Here is a 21,257-nt window from a genome sequence, read left to right on the forward strand (position 1 = left end):
GCGCTCACGGGAATAGTGGGAGCGGCTGAGCTGTGTGATCACGGCCCTGGCCAGGGATGGATGTCTCAGTCACGGGGAGTGACCGCTGCCAGGAGCTCGGGACCTCGCCGATCGATGGCATCGCCAGCGATGATCATGCCGAGCCAGGCGGCGACGATTCCGTAGACGATGCCTACGGGTAATGCGATTATTTGCCAGGTTTCGCCGAGGAGTGCCGCGCCGAGAGCCATCGGCAGCGCCAGGATCAGCGAACCGACGAGTGCGCCGAGGGCGAGGAAGCTCTTCGTGACGCCCGCGCCGGTCTTCACGGCGAAGGGGTTCTGGTTCTCCGGCAGGGAGTACGCCCCCAGGACACTGATGATCAGGGTCACCGCGAGCCCGACCCCGAACGCGGCGAGCATCGTGCCGAGCATCATCGGCAGGTCGCCGAGCCGGCCGAGGATGACCGAGATGACGATCGAGATGACGACCATCAGCGGGAGCACGAAGATGGAGTAGCCGAGGACCCGGGCGCGCAGCTCCTGCCGTCCGCGCACCCCGACGATGAGGTGCAGGGCATAGGCAGTGCCGTCGAAGCCGAACTGGTTCGCCAGGTTGAGCGCGGCGACCGTACCCACGAAGATCATTGAAGTCGCGCGGGACAGCGGTGACTGCGTCGCGGGCTCGTTGCCCGCGAAGGCCATCGGGCCGCCGAGATTGACGACGACCGGGATGAAGATCCCGATCACGGCGAAGGTGACGAGCGCCGCGCGGCGCCGGGTGTCGCGCCACCAGTAGCGCATCTCACGGGCGACGAGCGCGCCGTCGATCGTGCGGGGCAGTCGGCCCAGCGCCCCGCCGAACAGGCGTGCGATCGGCCCGCCCGTGGCGGCTGCTCGCTTCGACCCCGACGAGCCCGCCTGGCCCAGCATCGCGCTCTCGATCGTGGCCGCCCACCACCAGAGCAGCAGGCCGACGCAGGCGAGGGTCATCGCCAGCTTCGCGACGGCCGCGCCGAGGTTGCCCGCGGCCGCCTCGGAGCCGATCGTCCAGGGCGCGCCGAGCGGCGTCCAGCCGAGCACGTCGGCGAGCGCGAGGAGCTGGCTGCGCTTGGCGTGCTGAGCCGCCGAGACGCCCCAGAACTGCAGCGGCCCGATCAGCGCCACGAGCAGCGCCAGCAGCACCGCGGCGAGGTCCTTGACCCGGCGTGACCGCAGCATGTTGGCGAACGCGCTCGTCACCGCCCGCGACAGCGCCACGCAGAGCAGGATGCCGCCGATCACGCCGACGAGCTGCAGGGCGGTCGCGAGCACGCCCTGCCACAGGGCCGCGCCGACGACCAGGCTCGTCATCGCAAGGGCAGAGGCCGCCGCCGGTACGCCCACCAGCGCCGCCGCGAACAGCCCGCTGACGAGGGTGCGGCGCGGCAGCGGCAGCAGCGCGAACCGGGCCGGGTCCAGCGTCTCGTCGATGCCGAACCAGATGAGCGGCCCGAAGACCCAGCCGACGACGAGCAGCGAGCCGATGAGGGCCGGGACGAGCGGGCCGAGGGTGTCGGCGTAGTCGGGTTTGAGGGAGACGAGGATCGCCGCGAAGGCGCCGAGCGCCATCCAGACGGCGAAGAGCGCACCGATGACGAACATGACGATCCGGGCAGGGCGCCCGCGGAATCCGTTGCGCAGCACGCGCAGCTTCATCCGGGCGAAGGTGCGCGCGGTGACCGGCCTGGGCGCGGGGATCCCGGCGTCGGCGGTCACAGCCACGACAGCTCCTCGCCGGTGGAGGTACGCCCGCCGACCACCTCGACGAAGACCTCCTCCAGGTCCCGGCCGCCGGTGACCGTGGCGAGGTCGCCCACCGTCTTGATCCGGCCGTCGGCCATGATCGCGACGTGGGTGCAGAGGCGCTCGACGACCTCCATCACGTGGCTGGAGAAGATCACCGTGCCGCCGCCGGTGACGTACCGCTGGAGGATGTCACGGATCAGTGAGCCGCTGACCGGGTCGACCGCCTCGAAGGGCTCGTCCAGCACCAGCACCCGGGGCGCGTGCAGCAGGGCGGACGCGAGACCGATCTTCTTCTTCATGCCCGCCGAGTAGTCGACGACGAGCGTGCGACCGGCGTCGGCGAGGGCGAGGACGTCGAGGAGCTCCCGGGCCCGCTGGTCCACCACGGCGGGGTCCATCCCGCGCAGCAGCCCCGTGTAGGCGAGCAGCTCAGCGCCGTCGAGGCGGTCGAAGAGGCGTACGCCGTCGGGCATCACGCCGAGCAGCCGCTTCGCGAGCACGGGGTCGGCCCAGACGTCGTGGCCGAGGACCGTGGCGGTGCCCGAATCGGGTCGGAGCAGGCCGACCGCCATGCTCAGCGTGGTCGTCTTCCCGGCGCCGTTGGGTCCCAGCAGGCCGAAGAAGCTGCCCGGGGGCACGTCCAGATCCACACCGGCGACGGCGACCTTCTGATCGAAGTGCTTGACCAGTCCTCGCAACGCGAACGCGCTCTCCGAGATCACCCTCACAGCCTAGCCATCGAATACCAAATGGCTTGCAGTAAGTGTGTGAGCTGGGAGGATGACCCGGTGCTGCTCACCGTGTCGACCACTCATGACCCCGCGACCGACCTCGGCTACCTCCTCGTCAAGCATCCCGACCGTTTGCACGAGGTCGAACTGCCCACGGGGCGGGCGCTCGTCTGCTATCCGGAGGCGACGCGGCAGCGGTGCACGGCGGCGCTGATCCTCGAGGTGGACCCGATCAAGCTGCAGGCGGCGGCCCGTGGTCGGACCAGCACCGTGCCGGACGGCTTCACACTGAGCCAGCACGTCAACGACCGGCCCTACGCCGCGTCGAGCCTGCTCGCCTCGGCCCTGACGAAGACCTTCCGCTCCGCGATGAAGGGTGCGAGCAAGGACCGGCCCGAGCTCGCCGCCACCGCGATCCCGCTGGAGATCCGCGTTCCGGTGCTGCGCTGCCGCGGCGGAGCCGACCTCGCGGTCCGATTTTTCGAGCCGCTCGGCTGGCAGGTCACAGCCGAACCGATCGCGCTGGACCCGGCGTTCCCGGAGTGGGGCGAGAGCCGCTATGTCGATCTGCGCCTCGCCGCCACGATGCGCCTCGCCGACGCTCTCAACCATCTCTACGTGCTGATCCCGGTGCTCGACGACGCCCGGCACTACTGGGTCTCGGCCGACGACATCGACACGCTGCTGCGGTCGGGCGACGGCTGGCTCGCCGGCCACCCGGAGCGCCGCCAGATCGTCCACCGCTACCTCGCCCACCAGCGGCAGCTCTCCGAGCCCGCGCTGGAGCGGCTCGCCGAGAGCGACGACCTCGCCGGTGGCGACAGCCTGGAGCTGATCGCCGAGTCCGATGAGGACGGTGAGCTGCCCGGGAGCGTGGCACGGGCGCCGCTCGCCCGCCTGCGCCGCGAGGCGGTGGTCGCGGCGGTCGTCGCCTCCGGCGCCACCCGGGTCCTGGACCTCGGCTGCGGCCCCGGCGCGCTCCTGTCCGACCTGGTCAAGCACCGCCACCTCACCGAGATCGTCGGTGTCGACATCTCGGCCCGGTCGCTGGCGACGGCCGCGCGCAAGCTGCGGCTCGACCGCCCACACAACCCGCACACCAGCCGGGTACGCCTGGTGCAGGGCGCCCTCACCTACCGCGACAGCCGGCTCGCCGGATTCGACGCGGCGGTCCTGATGGAGGTGATCGAGCACCTCGACGAGCCCCGGCTGCCCGCACTCGTCAGCTCGGTCTTCGGCCACGCCAAGCCGAGCACCGTCATCGTCACGATGCCCAACGTCGAGCACAACGTCCGCTACGAAGGGCTCGCCCACGGCACGCACCGCCACCACGACCACCGGTTCGAGTGGACCCGGGCGCAGTTCCGGACCTGGGCCGATGCCGTCGCCGCGGAGCACGGCTACACCGTCGCGATCAGCCCGGTCGGCGACGACGATCCCGAGGTCGGTCCGCCGACGCAGCTCGCCGTGTTCAGTGTCAAGGAAAGGGAAGCAGCATGACCGAGCTCGCCATCCCCGCGCTGAGCCTGGTCGCGCTCGTCGGCATCTCCGGCTCGGGCAAGTCGACCTTCGCCCGCAAGAACTTCGCCGCGACCCAGGTGCTCTCCTCGGACGCGTTCCGCGCGATGGTCGCCGACGACGAGAACGACCAGTCCGCGTCGACCGCCGCCTTCGAATCGCTGCACTTCGTCGCGGGCAAGCGGCTCGCGGCGGGTCGACTCACCGTCGTCGACGCCACCAACGTCCAGGAGCACGCGCGGGCCGGGCTCGTCGCGGTCGCCCGCGCGCACGACGTGCTGCCGACGGCGATCGTCCTCGACGTGCCGGAGGAGGAGTGCTGGGCCCGCACCCAGGCCCGCCCCGATCGGCACTTCGACCGGCGGGTGCTGACGCGGCAGTCCCGGGACCTGCGCCGCACGATCAAGTCGCTGGCGCGGGAGGGGTTCCGCAAGGTCCACGTGCTGCGCGGCGTCGACGAGATCGAGTCGGCGACGATCGCGTACGAGCGGCTCTTCAACGACCGCACCGAGCTGACGGGACCCTTCGACATCATCGGCGACGTCCACGGCTGCCGGTCGGAGCTGGAGACGCTGCTGACGGCACTGGGCTGGGAGATCAGCCGCGACGAGGCCGGGCGCGCCTGCTCGGCGCGGCACGCGGGTGGGCGGGTGGCGCTGTTCGTGGGCGACCTGGTCGACCGCGGCCCGGACTCTCCCGGCGTGATCCGGCTGGTCAAGGGGATGGTCGAAGCGGGCACCGCGCTCTGCGTCTCCGGCAACCACGAGGCGAAGCTGCTGCGCGCGCTCACCGGCCGCAAGGTCACCGTGTCGCACGGCCTCGCCGAGTCGCTGGCCCAGTTCGGCGCGGAGGACGAATCCTTCGTCGCCGAGGCGAAGTCCTTCATGGATGGTCTGATCAGCCACTACGTCCTCGACGGGGGTCGCCTGGTGGTGGCGCACGCCGGGCTCAAGGAGGTCTACCACGGGCGCGCCTCGGCCCGGGTCCGCGACTTCTGCCTCTACGGCGAGACGACGGGCGAGACCGACGAGTACGGCCTGCCCGTGCGCTACCCGTGGGCGGAGGACTATCGGGGCCGGGCGACCGTCGTCTATGGACACACGCCGGTGCCGAAGCCGGTCTGGATCAACAACACCATCTGCCTCGACACCGCCTGCGTCTTCGGCGGCGAGCTGACCGCGCTGCGCTACCCCGAGCGCGAGCTCGTCGCCGTCCCGGCGGAGCGGGAGCACTACGCGCCGGTCAAGCCGCTGGCCCCGGCGGGTGGCGGCCGGCCCTCGGACGTGCTCGACATCGGCGACGTCATCAACATCGCCGACCCGGCCGGGAGGCGTCACCTCGACACCGGATACGGCCGGATCGCCGTGGACGGCCGCCAGGCCGCGGCGGCGCTGGAGGTGATGGGCCGGTTCGCCATCGATCCCGGCCTGCTGCTGTGGCTGCCGCCGACGATGGCTCCGGCCTCGACATCGCAGGTCGAGGGCTACCTCGAACACCCGACGGCTGCCTTCGCCGACTATCGGAAGGTCGGCGTCGACACGGTCGTCTGCGAGGAGAAGCACATGGGCTCGCGGGCCGTCGTGCTCGTCTGCCGGGATCAGGCGGCCGCCGAGAAGCGCTTCGGGGGCGGGGCGACGGGTGCGGTCCACACGCGTACCGGCCGACCGTTCTTCAGCGACGCGGCCGTGACCGAGGCGCTGCTGGACCGGGTGCGCGCGGGCGTGACCGCGGCGGGGCTCTTCGACGAGCTCGGCACCGACTGGCTGCTGCTCGACGCGGAGCTGCTGCCCTGGTCGGCGAAGGCGGGACCCCTCATCCGCGACCAGTACGCCAGCGTCGGCACCGCCGCCCGCAACGCCCTGCCGCACGCCATCGACGTGCTGGACCAGGTGGCGCGGCGCGGCATTGATGTGACCGCGCTGCGGGGCAGGCTCGCCGGGCGGGCCGAGAACGCGCAGCGCTTCACCGACGCCTACCGCGCCTATGTGCGGCCGACCGACGGGCTCGCCGGGATCACCCTGGCGCCGTTCGTGATCCTCGCGAGCGAGGGCGCCAACCACGCCGGGCGCGACCACGGCTGGCACCTCGCGCTCGCCGACCGCCTCGTCGACGCCGCCTCGGGGCTCTTCACCCGGACCCGGCGCCTCGTCGTCGCGCTCGACGACGAGCAGGCCGTGGCCGGTGCCGTCGACTGGTGGGTGGAGCTGACCGGCTCGGGCGGCGAGGGCATGGTGGTCAAGCCGCTCGCCGGGCTGGTCCGGACGCCGAAGCGGGACCTGGTGCAGCCGGGGCTGAAGTGCCGCGGCCGGGAGTACCTCCGGATCATCTACGGCCCGGACTACACCGACGCGGATCAGCTGCACCGGCTGCGCGACCGCAGCCTGGGCCGCAAGCGCGGGCTCGCCCTGCGCGAATACGCCCTGGGCCTCGCCGCGCTCGACCGGGTGGCTGCGAACGAGCCGCCGTGGCGGGTGCACGAGCTGGTGTTCGCGATCCTGGCGAGCGAATCGGAGCCGGTCGACCCGCGGTTGTAACCCGACCCGGCGCCGGGTCGGTGCGGGCGCCCGTCAGTCTGCACCTGCCGGGCGCTCTCAACACCAACTCTTCAAGAGTTGCGGCGATCTTTGCGTAGCGGGCTGGAGCACCCTACTTGCCCCGTCGATGAGGTCGGGGGAGACTGCGCCGATGACCGCCCCGCGCCGGACCCGCGTCGTGCTCGCCTCGGTGGCTGCTCAGCGGCCGCCGAGGCAGACCGCCGCGGCTGAACTCGCGGAGCAGACCCGGGTCGGCGATGCACTGCTGCGCGGGCTGATCCGCGCTCAGCTCGCCCTCGCGCTGCGCCTCGCCGTGGTCGTGCTCGTCTGCCTCGGCTCGCTGCCGCTGCTGTTCGTGGTGGCACCGGCCCTGGGGTCCGTGACGATCCTCGGCGCGCGGCTGCCGTGGCTGCTGCTCGGGCTGATCGCCTATCCCTTCCTCATCGTGGTCGGCGTCGTCTTCATCCGGGGGGCGGCGCGTAACGAGCAGGACTTCGCCGCCCTGGTCAAGCGCCGATGAGACGGCCGTGGTGAGGCTGCCGCGATGAACAACGCATACACGCTGCCGGCGATCATCGCGGTCACGCTGGCGACGCTCGCCATCGGTGCCTACGGGCTGCGGCTGGCCCGCACGACCAGCGACTTCCTCGTCGCGTCCCGGGTGGTCAGCCCGCACTGGAACGCGGCGGCGATCGGCGGCGAATACCTCAGCGCGGCGAGCTTCCTCGGCGTGGCCGGGTTGATCCTCCGCGACGGCGTCGAGATGCTCTGGTACCCGGTCGGCTTCGCCGCGGGGTACCTGGCGCTGCTGCTCTTCGTCGCCGCGCCGCTGCGCCGCTCCGGTGCCTTCACCCTGCCCGACTTCTGCGAGCTGCGGCTGCGGTCGCGAAAGCTGCGCAAGCTCGCCACCTGCTTCGTCGTCTTCATCGGCTGGCTCTATCTGATGCCCCAGCTCCAGGGTGCCGGGCTGACCCTGTCCACCGTCGCGGGCGGCCCGTCGTGGATCGGATCCGCCCTGGTGGGTGCCGTCGTCACGGCCAACGTCGCCTTCGGCGGGATGCGGGCGATCACCTTCGTCCAGGCGTTTCAGTACTGGCTGAAGCTGACCGCGCTCGCCGTACCGGCGATCTTCCTGGTGATCCATTGGCGGGCGACGGGGCAGCCGCCGATCCCCGCTCCGGAGTCCTGGCTCACGCCGGGGGAGCACGGGTCGAGCGGGCTCTTCGGCACCTATTCGCTGATGCTCGCGACCTTCCTGGGAACCATGGGGCTGCCGCACGTGCTGGTGCGGTTCTACACCAACCCGGACGGGGCGGCTGCACGGCGTACCACCCTGGTGGTTTTGGGGCTTGTCGGGGTTTTCTATCTCTTTCCCACGCTCTATGGGCTGCTGGGGCGCATCTGGACGCCGGAACTCGCGACCAACGGGCACAGCGACGCCGTCGTGCTGCTGCTGCCCGTCGCGGCGCTCGGTGACGGTGTGCTCGGCGAACTGCTCGGCGCGCTCGTCGCGGCGGGGGCGTTCGCGGCCTTCCTGTCGACCGCGTCCGGGCTCCTCACGGCGGTCGCCGGGGTGCTCGCCACCGATGTGCTCGGCTCGCGCTCGATCCGCGGATTCCGGCTCGCGACGCTGCTCGGCGGTGCGGTGCCGCTGGTCCTCGCGCTCCAGGTCACCGGGCTCAACGTGTCGCAGGTCGTCGGGCTCGCCTTCGCCGTCGCCGCGTCGAGCTTCTGCCCGCTGCTGGTGCTGGGGATCTGGTGGCGCGGTCTCACCGATCTCGGCGCGGCGGCCGGGATCCTCGTCGGTGGCGGGCTCGCGGCGGCATCGGTGCTGGTCACGGTCTTCGGACATCCGACGGGAACGCTGGGTCAGCTCGTCGCCCAACCGGCCGCGTGGACGGTCCCGCTGGCTTTCGCGGTCATGGTCACGGTCTCCCTGGCGACCCGCGGCCGGGCTCCGGCGCACGTGGCTGACATCATGCTCCGCCTACACGCCCCGGACACCCTGCGCGTCTGATCCCCTGAATTTTAATGCTGGACACGCCGTCCCATCTGCAACAAAAGTCATGATCGATTAGGCGGCAGAAGTTGATCCTGACAGTTGTGACGATGTCTGCGGCGTGTCCAGCATTAAAGTTCAGGGGGTTGGCATGGCCACGGCCCGAGATCTTGTGGATCTCGGGCCGTGGGCGGTTGCGGGGTGGGAAGGAGAGTTAGCCCCGCTCGTTGTCGAACCTGAACGCATCCTGGCACGTCCCGATCGCGCCGGGCCCGAGGTCAGCGATGACCTTCCTGGCCTGCTTGCGGGAGTAGTTCCAGGAGTACCAGGTATCCGGGTCGTTCTTGAGTTCCTTGGCGATCTGGCTGAGCGCGCACTTGCGCATCTCGGCCGGAAGGTCCGCCAGCGCCGGTGTCGCGTCGGCGGAGAGCGCTCGCAGATAGAACAGGTCGATTATCTTGCCCGACTTCTCGTAGCGGGCGACGTTCTGCTCGGCCATGAAGCGCTCCGGGTTGACCACCGCGAGGGCGAGCAGCATGACGACCGCAGTCCCGGCGACCGCCCGGGGCAGCCACTCTGCCTTGAGCTGGATGCCGGCGAGCAGAATCAGCACGAAGATCAGGCCGAGGCCGATCTCGACCGCGCCGACGAAGATCCGCTCGCGCGTCCAGCCCCGGTAGTCCTGGTAGAGCGACAACCGGTAGATCGCCGAGGCGACGATCACGAGGCTGAGGGCGGCCACCCCGCCGAGCAGGATGCGCAGGAGCAGCCGGTCCTTCGGCGTCTCCCGCCGGGCCCAGCGAGCCGACGCGGCGATGACGATGAGGGTCAGCACCGTGACGATGATGAGCTGGCGGAAGCCGCTGCGGGCGTATTCGGCGTGGCTGACCCCGGCGGTCCGCAGCACGTTGGTGCCGGAGGCGAAGAGCACCGTGAACTGCACCGCGACGAACCCGGCGAAGAGGAGCACGAGCGCGCCGAGCGGCAGGGCGAACTCGAACCCGCCGATGCGCGCCTTGCCCGGGTTCTCCATCCGGTGCAGGTCCGGCGGGGCGGTGACGAGGAAGATCCCGCCGGCCGTGAAGAGTCCGCCGGTGACGAGGAGCAGCGTCCAGACGAAGATCGTCGGGATGTCGAGGTCCTTGAAGATGTCGGCGACGTATTTGAGCGGCCGGCCGAGCAGCTCGGCGAACGCGTCGTCGGCGGAGGCGAGCAGCCCGCCGAAGACGAGCAGCAGCACGATCGTGACGATCACAGCGAGGAAGATGCGGGCGCCACGCACGCCGCCGTCGTCCTTCTGCGCTGCGGCGACCGGGTCGGCCTGCGCCTCGGCCCGCTTGGCGGCGGAGCGCTGGGCGAGCAGCACACCGACGCCCTTGCCGATCCAGGGGATGCTGCGCAGCGCGGCGAGCGGCACGGAGACCGCGCCGACCGCCATGGCCCGCATCGAGCGGCCACCGGCGGCGGCGAGCGATGCGCAGCCCAGGGCCGCGAGCAGGCAGCAGAAGAAGAGCCAGCCGGCCGCGCGGAAGGTGCCGACCGAGAGCAGCGCGAGCGCCGCGAGTCCCCAGAGCACCCGCGCGACGCGGTCACCGCTGGAGACGGGCGCGCCGGCGGTCCGGGCCACCAGTCCGACGGCGGCTGCGGCCACCGCAGCGGAGATCAACCAACCAACCCCGGGACGATCGAGGGGTACGGCGACCGCAGCCCCCACGGCACCGGCGGCTGTGCCGAGGACGGCCGCCTTCCCGGCGGGAGTGCTCGGCCCCTTCCAGCGGGTCTCGAAGAACCCGGGGCGGGGCGGCGGCGGTGGCTGGGTCCAGTACATCGGGCGCTGCTGTTGCGGCCATCCGGGCGGCGGGGTGCCCGGCGTGTGCGGGACCGGTTGTCCAGGGTGGACACCGGGCTGCTGCTGCGCTGCCGGAGCCTGCTGCGCCGGGACCTGCGGGGCACCCGGCTGTGCCGGAGCGGCCACCTGCGCGGGAGCGGCCACCTGGGCGGGCGCCTGCTGAGCCGGTGCCTGCGGTGCGTCCTGCTGTGCCGGTGGAGCCTGCGGTGCGTCCGCGGGGGCCGCAGCCTCGACCGCGCCATCGGCCTCCTCGGCAGCCGGCGTGACGGTCGGCGTACCGTCGACGGGCGTCGGCGTTCTCAGGGCGTCCTGGTGCGGTGGTACGGGCTGCGCTGGCTCTTCTGTCATCACAGTCTCCACACGGTTCTATAACAGGATGGGCAATATAACGCGGACACGGCAGCCGGTGCTGCCCCCCGAACCGCCATCTGCGATCGAGATCGTGCCGCGGTGGAGCTCCACGACCCAGCGGGCGATGGCCAGTCCCAGGCCAGTGCCGCCGTCGGTGCCCGAACGGTCACCTCGCGTGAACCTTTCGAAAACCCGCTCGCGCAGGTCGGGGGCGATGCCGGGACCGGCATCGATGACTTCGAACTGAACGGTCGAGCCGTCCTGGCAAGCCGTCAGCGTGACTGTGCCATCTTGCGGGCTGTGCCGGGCGGCGTTGTCGAGCAGGTTGGCGAAGACCTGATGCAGCCGCGCCGGATCGGCCTGCACCCGCAACGATTGGTCGGGCGGCGCCAGCTCGAAGGTGATCTCGGGCCAGGCGAGGCGCGCCTGCGCCACCGAGTCCGCGAGGAACTTCGCCGCCGCCAGCTCCTCGACCCGCAGCGCCACCACACCGGCGTCGAGTCGGGAGAGGTCCAGCAGCTCCGTCACGAGCCTGCCCAGCCGCTCGGTCTGCGCCAGCGCGGTCTTGAGCTGCTCCGGATCGGGCTCGGCGACACCGTCGACCAGGTTCTCCAGCACGCCCTGCAGGGCGGTGATCGGTGTACGCAACTCGTGCGAGACGTTGGCGATCAGCTCCCGCCGCTGCTGGTCGGCGGTGCCGAGGTCCGTGGCCATCTGGTTGAACGCCCGCGCCAGGTCGCCGACCTCGTCGCGGCTGGTTGCGCGTACCCGTCGGGTGTATTCGCCACGGGCCATGCCGCGGGCGGCGGCGGTCATCTCGCGGAGCGGCTTGGTCATGCCGTGCGCGAAGATCTGCAGCGTGACCAGGCCGACCGCGGCGGCGGCGAAGGCGGTCTTCCAGGCGATCCAGCCGATGCCGAACCAGAAGACGGTGATGCCGGTCGTGCCCGCGAGCCCGAGCAGGATGGCGAGCTTCAGCTTGATGGAGCGGAAGGGGTCCAGCGGGCGGGGCAGCCGGTCCAGGACCCGGTTGCTGACGCGGATCGCCGGGCCGAGGACCCGGAACATGACGGCCGTCAGCCGGTCCATGATCTGCTCGATCATCGCGTCTCCAGGGCGTAGCCGACGCCGTGCACCGTGCGGATCAGATCGGCGCCGAGCTTGCGGCGCAGGGATTTCACGTGGGAGTCGACCGTACGCGTCCCGCACCCCTCCGCCCAGCCCCACACGTCGGCGAGGAGCCGCTCGCGGGAGAGCACGCTGCGGTGCCGCTGGGCGAGGTAGACGAGCAGCTCGAACTCGATCGGGGTGAGGTGTGCCTCGGTGCCTGCTCGGCGTACCCGGCGCTCGACCTGGTTGATCTCCAGATCGCCGAGGCGAAGCTCGTGCCCGGCGACCGGTGTGCGTTCGGTACGCCGCAGCAGCGCGTGCACGCGGGCCGCGAGCACCCGCAGCGAGAACGGCTTGGTGAGATAGTCGTCGGCACCGACCGCGAGCCCGATGAGCACGTCGTTCTCGTCGTCGCGGGCGGTGAGCATCAGCACCGGCACCGGCCGCTGTGCCTGGATCCGCCGGCAGACCTCCAGCCCGTCGAAGCCCGGCAGCATGATGTCGAGCACGACGAGGTCCGGCTTGTAGCGAAGCGCCGCGTCCACTCCGGCAGGTCCGCTGCCGGCAACCCCGACCTCGAACCCTTCAGCCCGAAGCCGAGCAGCCACGGACTGCGCGATAACGCCGTCGTCCTCCACCACCAGCACCCGTCGCACCGTCATGAGGGGACTCTAAGCGCGCGATAAGGAGAACCCGTCCCCCCGATGTGAAGGTTGTGTAGAGGCCCACCCCCAATTTCGCGTTGATCAAGGGAAGACTCGCCGCATATCGGGCACCCCACATGGTGAGTCTTCCCTTGATCAACGCGAATTTGGGGGCTTACCGCCAGTGGTGCTTGGCTGCTCGGACTAGGCGGTCCTTTAAGTCCCTCGTGTGTCTTCTGCTTACTGGGAGTTCGGTGTTGTCGATGATCACCACGTAGCCGTTGTTCGTCAGGCGGAGTTCGTTGATCAGCTTCAACTGGACAACGTAGGAGCGGTGGATCCGGACGAAGCCTGCCTCGGCCCATCGTTCGGCGAGGGTGGCCAGCGAGACCCGGACCAGGTGGGAGCCGGCCGTCGTGTGCAGCCTGGCGTAATCGCCCTGGGCTTCGACCCAGCGGACCGTGGAGCGGGCGAGCATCTTCGTCACGCCGCCCAGCTCGACCGGGATCGAGACGTCGTCGGGGGCTGCGGGGGCGGCGGGGCTGGGGAGCAGCAGCCTCGTCAGGACTCGGCGGACCGCCTCGGCCAGGCGGTCGGCGCGGACGGGCTTGCGGACGTAGTCGACCACGCCCAGGTCGAAGGCGTCGACGGCGCCGTCGTCATAGGCGGTGACGAAGACGATCGCGGGTGGCGCGGCGAACCGGCGCAGCACCCGGGCCAGCTCCAGACCGTCGAGTCCGGGCATCCGGATGTCCAGGAAGACCGCCTCGACCTCGTGGTCGCGCAGGATGCGCAGCGCGTCGGTGGCGTCCCCGGCGGTGTGTACGCGAGAGATGCGGCTGTCGGCGCGCAGCAGGAAGGCGAGCTCGTCGAGTGCGGGGGGTTCGTCGTCGACGGCGAGTACGCGAAGGAACCCCGGCAGATCCACGGTCATGTGACCCGTACCTTCGGATGGAACTTCGGGATCCGCAGGATGACCCTGGTCCCCGCGTCGATGCCGGTCTCCACGACGAGCCCGAACTGATCGCCGAACGCAGCCCGCAACCGCTCGTCGACGTTGGCGAGGCCCACGTGCTGCCCGTCGTCGTCCGAGTGCGCCAGGGTCGGGCCGATGACCTCTGGATCCATCCCCACTCCGTCGTCCTCCACCGTGATGTGGCACTCGGCGCCGGCGTCCTCGGCCTCGATGTGCAGGTTGCCGACGCCCGGCTTACGGGACAGCCCGTGGCGGACCGCGTTCTCGACCAGCGGTTGCAGGCAGAGGAACGGCAGCGTCACGGGCAGCACCTCGGGTGCGATCCGCAGCCGCACCTGGAGCCGGTCGCCGAAGCGAGCCCGCTCGATCGTGAGGTAGCGATCGATCGAGCGCAACTCCTCGGCGAGGGTGGTGAACTCCCCGTGCGCGCGGAAGGAGTAGCGGGTGAACTCCGCGAACTCCTCCAGCAGTTCCCGGGCCCGATCGGGGTCGGTGCGGACGAACGAGGCGATCGCCGTGAGCGCGTTGTAGATGAAGTGCGGGCTGATCTGCGCGCGCAACGCCCGGACCTCGGCGCGGGCGAGCCGCTCCCGGGAGGCGTCGAGCTCGGCGAGGGCGAGCTGCGCCGAGACCCAGCGTCCGGTCTCCAGCGCGGCCTGGACGAGACCGGGTGCGGGGTGCTGATCGGTGACGGCGACGAGCGCGCCGGTGCTGCTGACCGGCACGATCACCGCTCCCCGCACCGGGCAGTCGAGCAGTTCGCAGGGCAGTTCGTCGGTACGCAGCACGGTGGCCCGATCACCCTCGACGGCCCGCTGGGCGGCGATGGTGAACTGAGCGGCGTGATGATCGCCGTCCCCGTCGAGGGCGAGCACGGTGCCGTGCTCGATCAGGGCGAGCCCGGTGGATCCGACGAGCGGTCGCAGCAGCTTGCTCGCCTTCGCGGCCGACGACGGGGTGAGGCCACCGCGCAGCGGTTCGGCGGCGAGCCCGGCCGCGTGCAGCACCTGATAGGTCGCCCGCTGCGTCTCGGTGGCGATCCGCTGGCGCCCGCGCAGGCTGGTTACGGCCCAGATCGCCGCCGCGAGGGCACCGATGAGGGCCGTGACGGCGAGGGCGGTGGGCATCAGCGAGCCCAGCGGCCTAGTAGGCGCCCTTGCGGGCGAGCACGACGCCGATCGTGCGCCACAGGATCGAGATGTCGTAAGCCAGCGACCAGTTGTCGACGTAGTAGAGGTCGAGCCGGACCGCTTCGTCCCAGGAGAGGTCGGAGCGCCCGGAGACCTGCCACAGCCCGGTCATGCCCGGCCGGACGAGCAACCGGCGGCGCACGTCGCCGAGGAAGTCGCCGTCGTCGGCGGGGAGCGGGCGGGGGCCGACCAGCGACATCTCGCCCTTGAGCACGTTGATGAGCTGCGGCAGCTCGTCGAGGGAGGTGGCCCGCAGGAACCGGCCGACCGGAGTGACCCGCGGGTCGTCGCGGATCTTGAAGAGCATCCCGTCGCCCTCGTTCTGGTCTGTCAGGGCGGCGAGTCGGTCCTCCGCGTCGGTATACATCGTGCGGAACTTCCAGACCCGGAAGGTGCGCCCCTCGTGACCGACCCGGCCCTGGCGGAACATGACGGGTCCGGGGTCGTTGATCCGGATCGCCAGCGAGATGACGGCGAGCAGCGGGGTCAGGACGATCAGCCCGAGACCGGCGCCGACGCGGTCCATCATGTTCTTCGCCAGCAGCGACAGGCCGGAGAGCGTCGGCTCCTCGACGTGCAGCAGCGGCAGGCCCTCGATCGGGCGGATGTGCACGCGCGGTCCGGCGATGTCGGTGAGCTGCGGCGCGACCACGAGGTCGATGCCGGAGCCCTCCAGTTGCCAGGCGAGCCTGCGCAGCTCACCCGGGTCGCTGCCGGACGATCCGCAGACCGCGATCGTGTCGGCGCCGACCTCGTTGGCGAGCTTCAGCAGGTCGTTGCCCGTGTAGGTCGGGATCGGCGCCTGCGTCCGCCGAGCGGCTCCGTAGCCGTCGGAGAGGTGGATCGCGACCGGGTGCAGGCCGGCGGCCGGGCTACGGGTCACGATCTTGTAGACGAACATCGTCTCCTGCAGCGTGCCCGTGAGCAGCATCCGGTGCGTCGCCTGGTGCCGGCGTCGGCGGACCGAGTGCAGCGCCCGGCGGGCGGCCGTCCGCATGAAGAGCATGTAGATGAGGGTCGCCGAGACCGCGGTCGCGACGGACCAGCGCGAAAGGTCGATCTTGAAACCGAGGGCGAGGATCGAGATGCCGGCGGTGACCGTCACCGCGGCGCGCAGGACGCGCTTGAACTCCTCGGTGCCCACGCCGAGCGAGCGCCGGTCATAGGCGCCACCTGCCCAGAGCAGGACCAGCCAGCCGACCGGCATCATCGCGTAGGCGATGAGGTTGAAGTAGATGATCGGGAATCGCGCGAAACCGGAGTCGGCCTGCTCGAAGAGCTGGACCGCGGTCCAGCTGCCCGCGAGCGCCGAGATGATGTCGACGACGACCAGCAGCGCGATATAGGGGCGGTGCCACCGGGCCAGCCGGCGGCGATTGCGGGTAAACGCCGACCGCGCCACACCGTTGCTCTTGGGCACGACAGGGGGGAGCTCCTCAGTAGGAGGCTCTATGTGCGTGCCGTCGACCGGATTGGTGCGCGCAGTGACGGGAGGCTGCTTCAGGCTCGTCGTCACCTCACCCGGGTCCTCCCGTGCCACCTGCTCAGTCTTCCACTCCAGACCTGTCCTGACGCGGATCATCGAATCAACTTGCGTTAACCCGACAGCGTGTCCGTGCAGGCGACTGGGGACCGGGTCACTATACCGACGATTGGGCACAGGGGAAGAGGCGCTGCTAGCGCAAAAGCTTGGAAAGGCGCCGATCGGCCAGTGGCTTCCCGCCTGTTTGGCAGGTCGGGCAGTATTGAAGGCTCGAATCAGCGAATGAGACTTCACGAACCGTATCCCCGCAGACAGGGCAGGGTTCACCTTTACGGCCATGCACGCGCATCCCGCCGCGCTTCTCGGACTTCAGCTCCGCCGCCTTCTGCCCGACGGACCGCTCGATCGCGTCGGTGAGCAGGGAGCGCATCGCCTCGTAAACGGCGCTCACCTGCTCCTCGGTCAGCTTGCTGGAGATCGCGAAGGGCGAGAGCTTCGCCGCGTGCAAGATCTCATCCGAGTACGCGTTGCCGATGCCCGCGATCGTCCGCTGGTCCCGCAGGACCCCCTTGATCTGGCCCTTCTGCGATTTCAGGATCGCCGCGAAGGCAGCCTCGTCGAGGTCGAGCGGTTCCGGTCCGAGGGTGGCGACGTTCGGGATCTGTTGCAGATCGGTCACGAGATAGACGGCGAGCTTCTTCTGCGTACCCGCCTCGGTGAGGTCGAACCCCTCGCCTCCCTCGAGGTGCACGCGCAGCGCGATGGGTCCCTTGCCCGGTTTGAGCAGTTTGTTGTCCATCGAGTCGCGGTAGTGCAGCCACCCCGCGCGGGCGAGGTGGGTGACGAGCTTGAAGGAGTCGAGGTCGATCGCGAGGAACTTGCCCCGCCGGGACGCACCGCGGATGTGCTGCCCGGAGGCGGCGCTCAGCGGCGGGTCGAAGGTTTTGAGAGCACTGATCGCGGAGAGGTCGATCCGCTCCACCTGGCGGCCGACGGCACGCTCGCGCACATAGGCGGCGAGCGCTTCGACCTCGGGCAACTCCGGCACCAGACCACCGTATCCGACCCGGGTGCCGGCCGCCTCCGCGATTCTGTAGAGCCATACCTCTTAGAGGCGTACCTCTAAGAGGTATGGTTCTTAGAAGTACGCCTCTAAGGGCAAGGTGAATGACGTGACAGCGATTCCGAAGCCTGCGGAGATCTTCGATCGCACCGCCGAGTGGGCCGCACTCGCCAGGTTTGCCGGTGCCCCGACCGAGCAGGCCAGGTTCGGCGTCGTCAGCGGACGGCGCCGTCAGGGCAAGACGTTCCTGCTCAGCGGGCTTGCCAACGCGGTCGGTGGCTTCCACTTCGTGGCGACCGACGACACCGAGGTGCAGGGTCTGCGCCGGTTCGGCGAGGCGCTGGCGACCTATGCCGGAGCGGGCGGTCAGTTCCACTTCTCGACTTGGGACGAGGCGATCGACCGGCTCTACGCCGTGGTCCGGGATCGTCTGATCGTGATCGACGAGTTCCCCTACCTGATGAAGGCCGCACCGGTCCTGCCGTCTTTGCTGCAGAAGGCGCTGGACCCCAACGGCGTTGCGCGCTCCAGCCAGGCAAAGCTGCTGATCTGCGGTTCCGCCATGTCCGTGATGGGCGGCATCCTCTCCGGCTCCGCGCCGCTGCGCGGCCGGGCGAGCCTGGAGCTGATGGTCCGTCCCATGGATTACCTCACGGCCGCCGAATTCTGGGGCTGCGCCGACGACCCGGAGCTCGCGGTCCTGCTGCACAGCATCGTCGGCGGGACGCCCGCTTACCGGCATGAGTTCGTCCACTCCGATGCGCCGTCGGACCGGACCGACTTCCACGCGTGGGTCGCTCGCACGGTGCTCAACCCGTCCGTCCCGCTCTTCCGGGAGGCGCGCTACCTGCTCGCCGAGGAGACCGAGGTCCGCGACGCGGCGACATATCACGCGGTGCTCAACGCCATCGCCACCGGACACACCAGCCGGGGGGGCATCGCCGGCTACCTGGAACGGCCGTCAACGCACATCGGGCACCCGCTTGCGGTGCTGGAGGACACCGGCCTCATCAGCAAGGAGCCGGACGCGTTCCGGACCAGCCGGTCGGCGTACCGGATCAATGAGCCTTTGATCACTTTTTATGAAGCGATCATGCGGCGGACCTGGAGCTTCCTGGAGCGCGGCATGGCCGACCAGGCCTGGGCGCTGGCTAGGGAGAGCTTCCTGTCGCAGGTCGTCGGGCCGCATTTCGAGCAGATCTGCCGCGAATACACGCTGCGTAGCGCGGTGGAGCTCTTCAACGCGATCCCCGGCCAGGTCGCGGCCGGGACGGTCGGTGACCCGGGCAACAAGACGCAGATCCAGGTCGACGTCGCCGTCATCGGCGCACATGAGCGCACCGTGCTGGGGCTGGGCGAGGTGAAGTGGCAGCGAATCATGGGCCTGCGCCACCTGGGTCGGCTGCAGCGGGCGCGCGACCTGCTCTCGGTCGCGGGCTACGACGTCTCGGCCGTCAAGCTCATGTGTTTCAGCGGTGCCGGGTTCGACGCCGAGCTGACCGCTGCCGGAGCGCGCGGCGATGCGGTGCTGATCGGGCTCAGCGACCTCTACCGGCGATGAGCCCGGCGTAGACGTCGACGAGCTGCCCGGTGGTGACCGACGGGTGGAAGGTGCTCTCGTAACGCGCCCGGGCCTTGTCGGCGAGGCTGGCGGCCTCCCTGACCGCCACCGGCAGCGCCGCAGCCCACGCGTCGACGGTCGGCTCGGCGGTCCAGCCCGCGTCGCCGATGACGAACGGGCTCCCGCCGAGCGTCGTGCCGAGCGCCGGGCGCCCGCTGGCGAGGGACTCGATGATGCTGGTCGGCAGCACGTCGTGCCACATCGACGGCGCCGCGAGCAGCGCCGAGCCGGCCAGCTCGCGGAAGACCCCGGCCCGGTCCAGCGGCCCGAGGTAGACGACGTCGCCCCGGATCGCGGCGGCCTGCTCGGCGAGCCCGCGCTGCTCGCCGTCACCGGCGATGCGCAGCGTGCCGAGCGAGCCGTCCGGGTGCCGCGACCAGGCCTCCAGCAGCAGCCCGAGGCCCTTCTCCGGCGCGAGGCGGGCGGCGAAGAGCACGCCCTCGCCGATCGGGGTCGGCTGACCGGGGTCGTTGATCCCGTTGGGCTTGATGACGATCCGCTCGGCCGGGATGCCGAAGTCGCGCAGGTGCTCGGCGATCTGGCTGGTCAGCGCGATGTAGCGGTCCACCGACTTCCAGGTGCCCCGATGCACGGCGAGCGTGGTCGCCATGATCGCGCTCTGGGCGGCCGAGTCGCGGTAGCAGCGGTTCGTGATCGCCGGCAGCGCGAACGCCCTGCCCTTGCAGTCGGTGCAGACGTGCCCGTCGCGGAAGTAGACGCCGGGCGCGCAGACCTGCCGGTAGTTGTGCACGGTCTGGATCACCGGGACGCCGTGCTTGTGCGCGGTCCGCACCACCCACGGCGAGAGCAGCGGATAGGGATTGTGCAGATGGAGCACATCCGGGCGGTGCTCGCGGAGCAGCGCGTCGAGCGCGGCGGTCGACGACGGTGAATAGATCGGGGAGAGGGGCAGCAGTGCCCTCTGCCCCCGTGACATGGTCGGGATCTCGTCGGAGCTCCGCAGGAACGGCACTACCGTCAATCCGGCCGCACCGAGCTGCTCGATCTCGAGATCGACGATCGTGTTCTCGCCCGACGGCGCGTCGGACCGGTAGCGGTTGTGCGCGATCACGACCTTCACCGGGGAGAGGTTACTCTCCACGGATGACCTGGGGAGAGTCGCTGGCGCCGCTGCGGTCCAAGCCGTTTCGGCGCCTGGTCATCGGCCGCACGATCAGCATGCTCGGCAACGGCATCGCGCCGATCGCGCTCGCCTTCGCGGTCCTCGACCTGACCGATTCGGCCACGGCACTGGGGCTCGTGGTGGCGGCCCGCTCGGTGACGAGCGTGCTCTTCATCCTCGTCGGCGGCGTCGTCGCGGACCGGTTGCCCCGGCACCTGGTCACGGTCGTCTCGGCGCTCGCCGCGGGCGCGTGCCAGATCGTCGCGGGCGCGCTGGTGCTGACCGGCAACGCCAACGTGCCGCTGCTCGCCGCCTGCGCGGCCGTCGGCGGCATCGCGTCGGCGTTCACCTTCCCGGCGATGTCGTCGCTGCTCGGCCAGGTGATCGACCCCGATCAGCGCAAGAGCGCCAACGCGATCAACCGGATGGGCGCCAACGCCGCGATGATCATCGGTGCGTCGTCCGGCGGCATCCTCGTCGCGGCCTTCAACCCGGGCATCGGCCTCGTCATCGACGGGCTCACCTTCGCCGTCGCGGCGTTCATGTTCTCCCTGGTCAAGGTGCCGTCGGTGGCGGTCGCCCCGGTCGCGGGGGAGCGCAGCAGCATGATCCGGGACCTGCGGGTGGGCTGGCGCGAGTTCATCGGCCGCACCTGGCTCTGGGTCGTGGTGCTCGGCTTCATGTTCCTCAACGCGGCCGAGGTGGGTGCCTTCGGCGTACTCGGTCCGGTCATCGCCGAGGACACCGTGGGCCGAAAAGCCTTCGGCCTCGCGCTCGCCGCGGAGACTCTCGGCATGGTCGTGGGCGCGGTGATCGCACTCCGGTGGGTACGCGTGAAGCGCCTGCTCCTCGTCGGCTGCGTCAGCATGCTGCTGCCGGTGCTGCCGCTCGTCGTCCTGGCGGTCCATCCGCACCCGCTGTGGCTGATCGGGTCGTGCTTCATCGCCGGTGTCGGCGTGGAGCAGTTCGGCATCGCGTGGGAGACGACGATGCAGGAGCACGTGCCTGCGGACAAGCTGGCGCGGGTCTACTCCTATGACATGCTCGGCTCGATCGTGGCGATCCCCGCTGGTCAGGTAGCGGCAGGCCCGGCGGCGGCGGTCTTCGGTCCGGTCGCCGCGATCACCGGTGCGGCGGGCATCGTCGGCGTCGCGGTGGCCGGCATGGTAGCCAGCCGCAGCGTCCGCAACCTCCACCACAACCCGACCCCGACCCTCACCCCCGCCCCGGTCCCCACCCCGGTGTAGCCCACGGCCCCGGTCACGTTTTGCAGCAAAGCGTGGCCTCGCTTGGCGAAAT

16 protein-coding genes are annotated in these 21,257 nt (G+C 70.5%); 6 read left to right on the forward strand and 10 right to left on the reverse strand.

All coding sequences use genetic code 11. The features are described from left to right. Nucleotides 1-65: 65 nt before the first annotated feature. The gene (locus F4553_RS22335; RefSeq protein ID WP_184838958.1) at nucleotides 66-1,742 is read right to left on the reverse strand and encodes an ABC transporter permease; all 1,677 of its coding nucleotides are present in this window, start codon (nucleotides 1,740-1,742) and stop codon (nucleotides 66-68) included. Further along, nucleotides 1,733-2,488: an ABC transporter ATP-binding protein gene (locus tag F4553_RS22340; RefSeq protein WP_184838960.1), complete on the reverse strand. Its 756-nt coding sequence runs from the start codon at nucleotides 2,486-2,488 to the stop codon at nucleotides 1,733-1,735. Before F4553_RS22340 ends, F4553_RS22335 begins: the two co-directional genes overlap by 10 nt. 66 nt (nucleotides 2,489-2,554) lie before the next feature. Here F4553_RS22340 and F4553_RS22345 point away from each other — a divergent pair, with 66 nt between their 5' ends. From F4553_RS22345 to F4553_RS22360, 4 genes are all read left to right on the forward strand, one after another. After that, entirely contained in the window at nucleotides 2,555-3,997 is a 1,443-nt protein-coding gene (locus F4553_RS22345; RefSeq protein WP_184841053.1) for a 3' terminal RNA ribose 2'-O-methyltransferase Hen1, read from the forward strand. Then, nucleotides 3,994-6,549, forward strand: a complete 2,556-nt coding sequence (locus F4553_RS22350; protein WP_184838961.1) for a polynucleotide kinase-phosphatase — start codon at nucleotides 3,994-3,996, stop codon at nucleotides 6,547-6,549. Before F4553_RS22345 ends, F4553_RS22350 begins: the two co-directional genes overlap by 4 nt. A 151-nt stretch (nucleotides 6,550-6,700) precedes the next feature. Further along, a complete protein-coding gene (locus tag F4553_RS22355) occupies nucleotides 6,701-7,069 on the forward strand; it encodes a hypothetical protein (protein WP_184838963.1) in 369 nt (122 codons plus the stop codon). 24 nt (nucleotides 7,070-7,093) lie between these two features. Next, nucleotides 7,094-8,566, forward strand: coding sequence for a sodium/solute symporter (locus F4553_RS22360; protein WP_184838965.1), 1,473 nt, complete (start codon nucleotides 7,094-7,096; stop codon nucleotides 8,564-8,566). Nucleotides 8,567-8,762: 196 nt separating this feature from the next. Here F4553_RS22360 and F4553_RS22365 read toward each other — a convergent pair whose 3' ends face one another. The 7 genes from F4553_RS22365 to F4553_RS22395 form a co-directional block, all read right to left on the reverse strand. Continuing rightward, nucleotides 8,763-10,745 carry a DUF4153 domain-containing protein gene (locus F4553_RS22365; RefSeq protein ID WP_184838966.1) on the reverse strand — a complete coding sequence of 661 codons (1,983 nt, stop codon included), beginning with the start codon at nucleotides 10,743-10,745 and terminating at the stop codon, nucleotides 8,763-8,765. A gap of 18 nt (nucleotides 10,746-10,763) precedes the next feature. Further along, on the reverse strand, nucleotides 10,764-11,852 hold the full coding sequence (locus tag F4553_RS22370; RefSeq protein ID WP_184838968.1) for a sensor histidine kinase: 1,089 nt from the start codon (nucleotides 11,850-11,852) through the stop codon (nucleotides 10,764-10,766). Further along, nucleotides 11,849-12,520, reverse strand: coding sequence for a response regulator transcription factor (locus tag F4553_RS22375; protein WP_184838970.1), 672 nt, complete (start codon nucleotides 12,518-12,520; stop codon nucleotides 11,849-11,851). The genes F4553_RS22370 and F4553_RS22375 overlap by 4 nt, the downstream gene beginning before the upstream one ends. A 157-nt stretch (nucleotides 12,521-12,677) precedes the next feature. Then, complete coding sequence (locus F4553_RS22380) at nucleotides 12,678-13,424, reverse strand: LytR/AlgR family response regulator transcription factor (RefSeq protein WP_184841055.1); 747 nt, start codon at nucleotides 13,422-13,424, stop codon at nucleotides 12,678-12,680. An 8-nt stretch (nucleotides 13,425-13,432) separates the two neighbouring features. Continuing rightward, nucleotides 13,433-14,617, reverse strand: a complete 1,185-nt coding sequence (locus F4553_RS22385; RefSeq protein WP_376776282.1) for a sensor histidine kinase — start codon at nucleotides 14,615-14,617, stop codon at nucleotides 13,433-13,435. 4 nt (nucleotides 14,618-14,621) lie between these two features. After that, entirely contained in the window at nucleotides 14,622-16,250 is a 1,629-nt protein-coding gene (locus tag F4553_RS22390) for a sugar transferase (RefSeq protein ID WP_184838973.1), read from the reverse strand. 94 nt (nucleotides 16,251-16,344) lie between these two features. Next, nucleotides 16,345-17,199 (reverse strand): Fpg/Nei family DNA glycosylase, encoded by an 855-nt coding sequence (locus F4553_RS22395; protein WP_184838976.1) that lies wholly within the window; start codon nucleotides 17,197-17,199, stop codon nucleotides 16,345-16,347. 124 nt (nucleotides 17,200-17,323) lie between these two features. Between F4553_RS22395 and F4553_RS22400 the strand changes: the two genes are divergently transcribed. Then, on the forward strand, nucleotides 17,324-18,775 hold the full coding sequence (locus F4553_RS22400; protein ID WP_221469977.1) for an ATP-binding protein: 1,452 nt from the start codon (nucleotides 17,324-17,326) through the stop codon (nucleotides 18,773-18,775). On the opposite strand, the gene F4553_RS22405 is transcribed toward F4553_RS22400, so the two are convergent. Further along, nucleotides 18,753-19,916 carry a glycosyltransferase gene (locus F4553_RS22405; RefSeq protein WP_184838978.1) on the reverse strand — a complete coding sequence of 388 codons (1,164 nt, stop codon included), beginning with the start codon at nucleotides 19,914-19,916 and terminating at the stop codon, nucleotides 18,753-18,755. The genes F4553_RS22400 and F4553_RS22405 overlap by 23 nt on opposite strands. Before the next feature lie 23 nt (nucleotides 19,917-19,939). Here F4553_RS22405 and F4553_RS22410 point away from each other — a divergent pair, with 23 nt between their 5' ends. Then, nucleotides 19,940-21,205, forward strand: coding sequence for an MFS transporter (locus F4553_RS22410; protein WP_184838980.1), 1,266 nt, complete (start codon nucleotides 19,940-19,942; stop codon nucleotides 21,203-21,205). The last annotated feature ends 52 nt before the right edge of the window (nucleotides 21,206-21,257 follow it).

Origin of the sequence: Allocatelliglobosispora scoriae (genome assembly GCF_014204945.1) — a bacterium.
GTDB lineage: Bacteria > Actinomycetota > Actinomycetes > Mycobacteriales > Micromonosporaceae > Allocatelliglobosispora > Allocatelliglobosispora scoriae.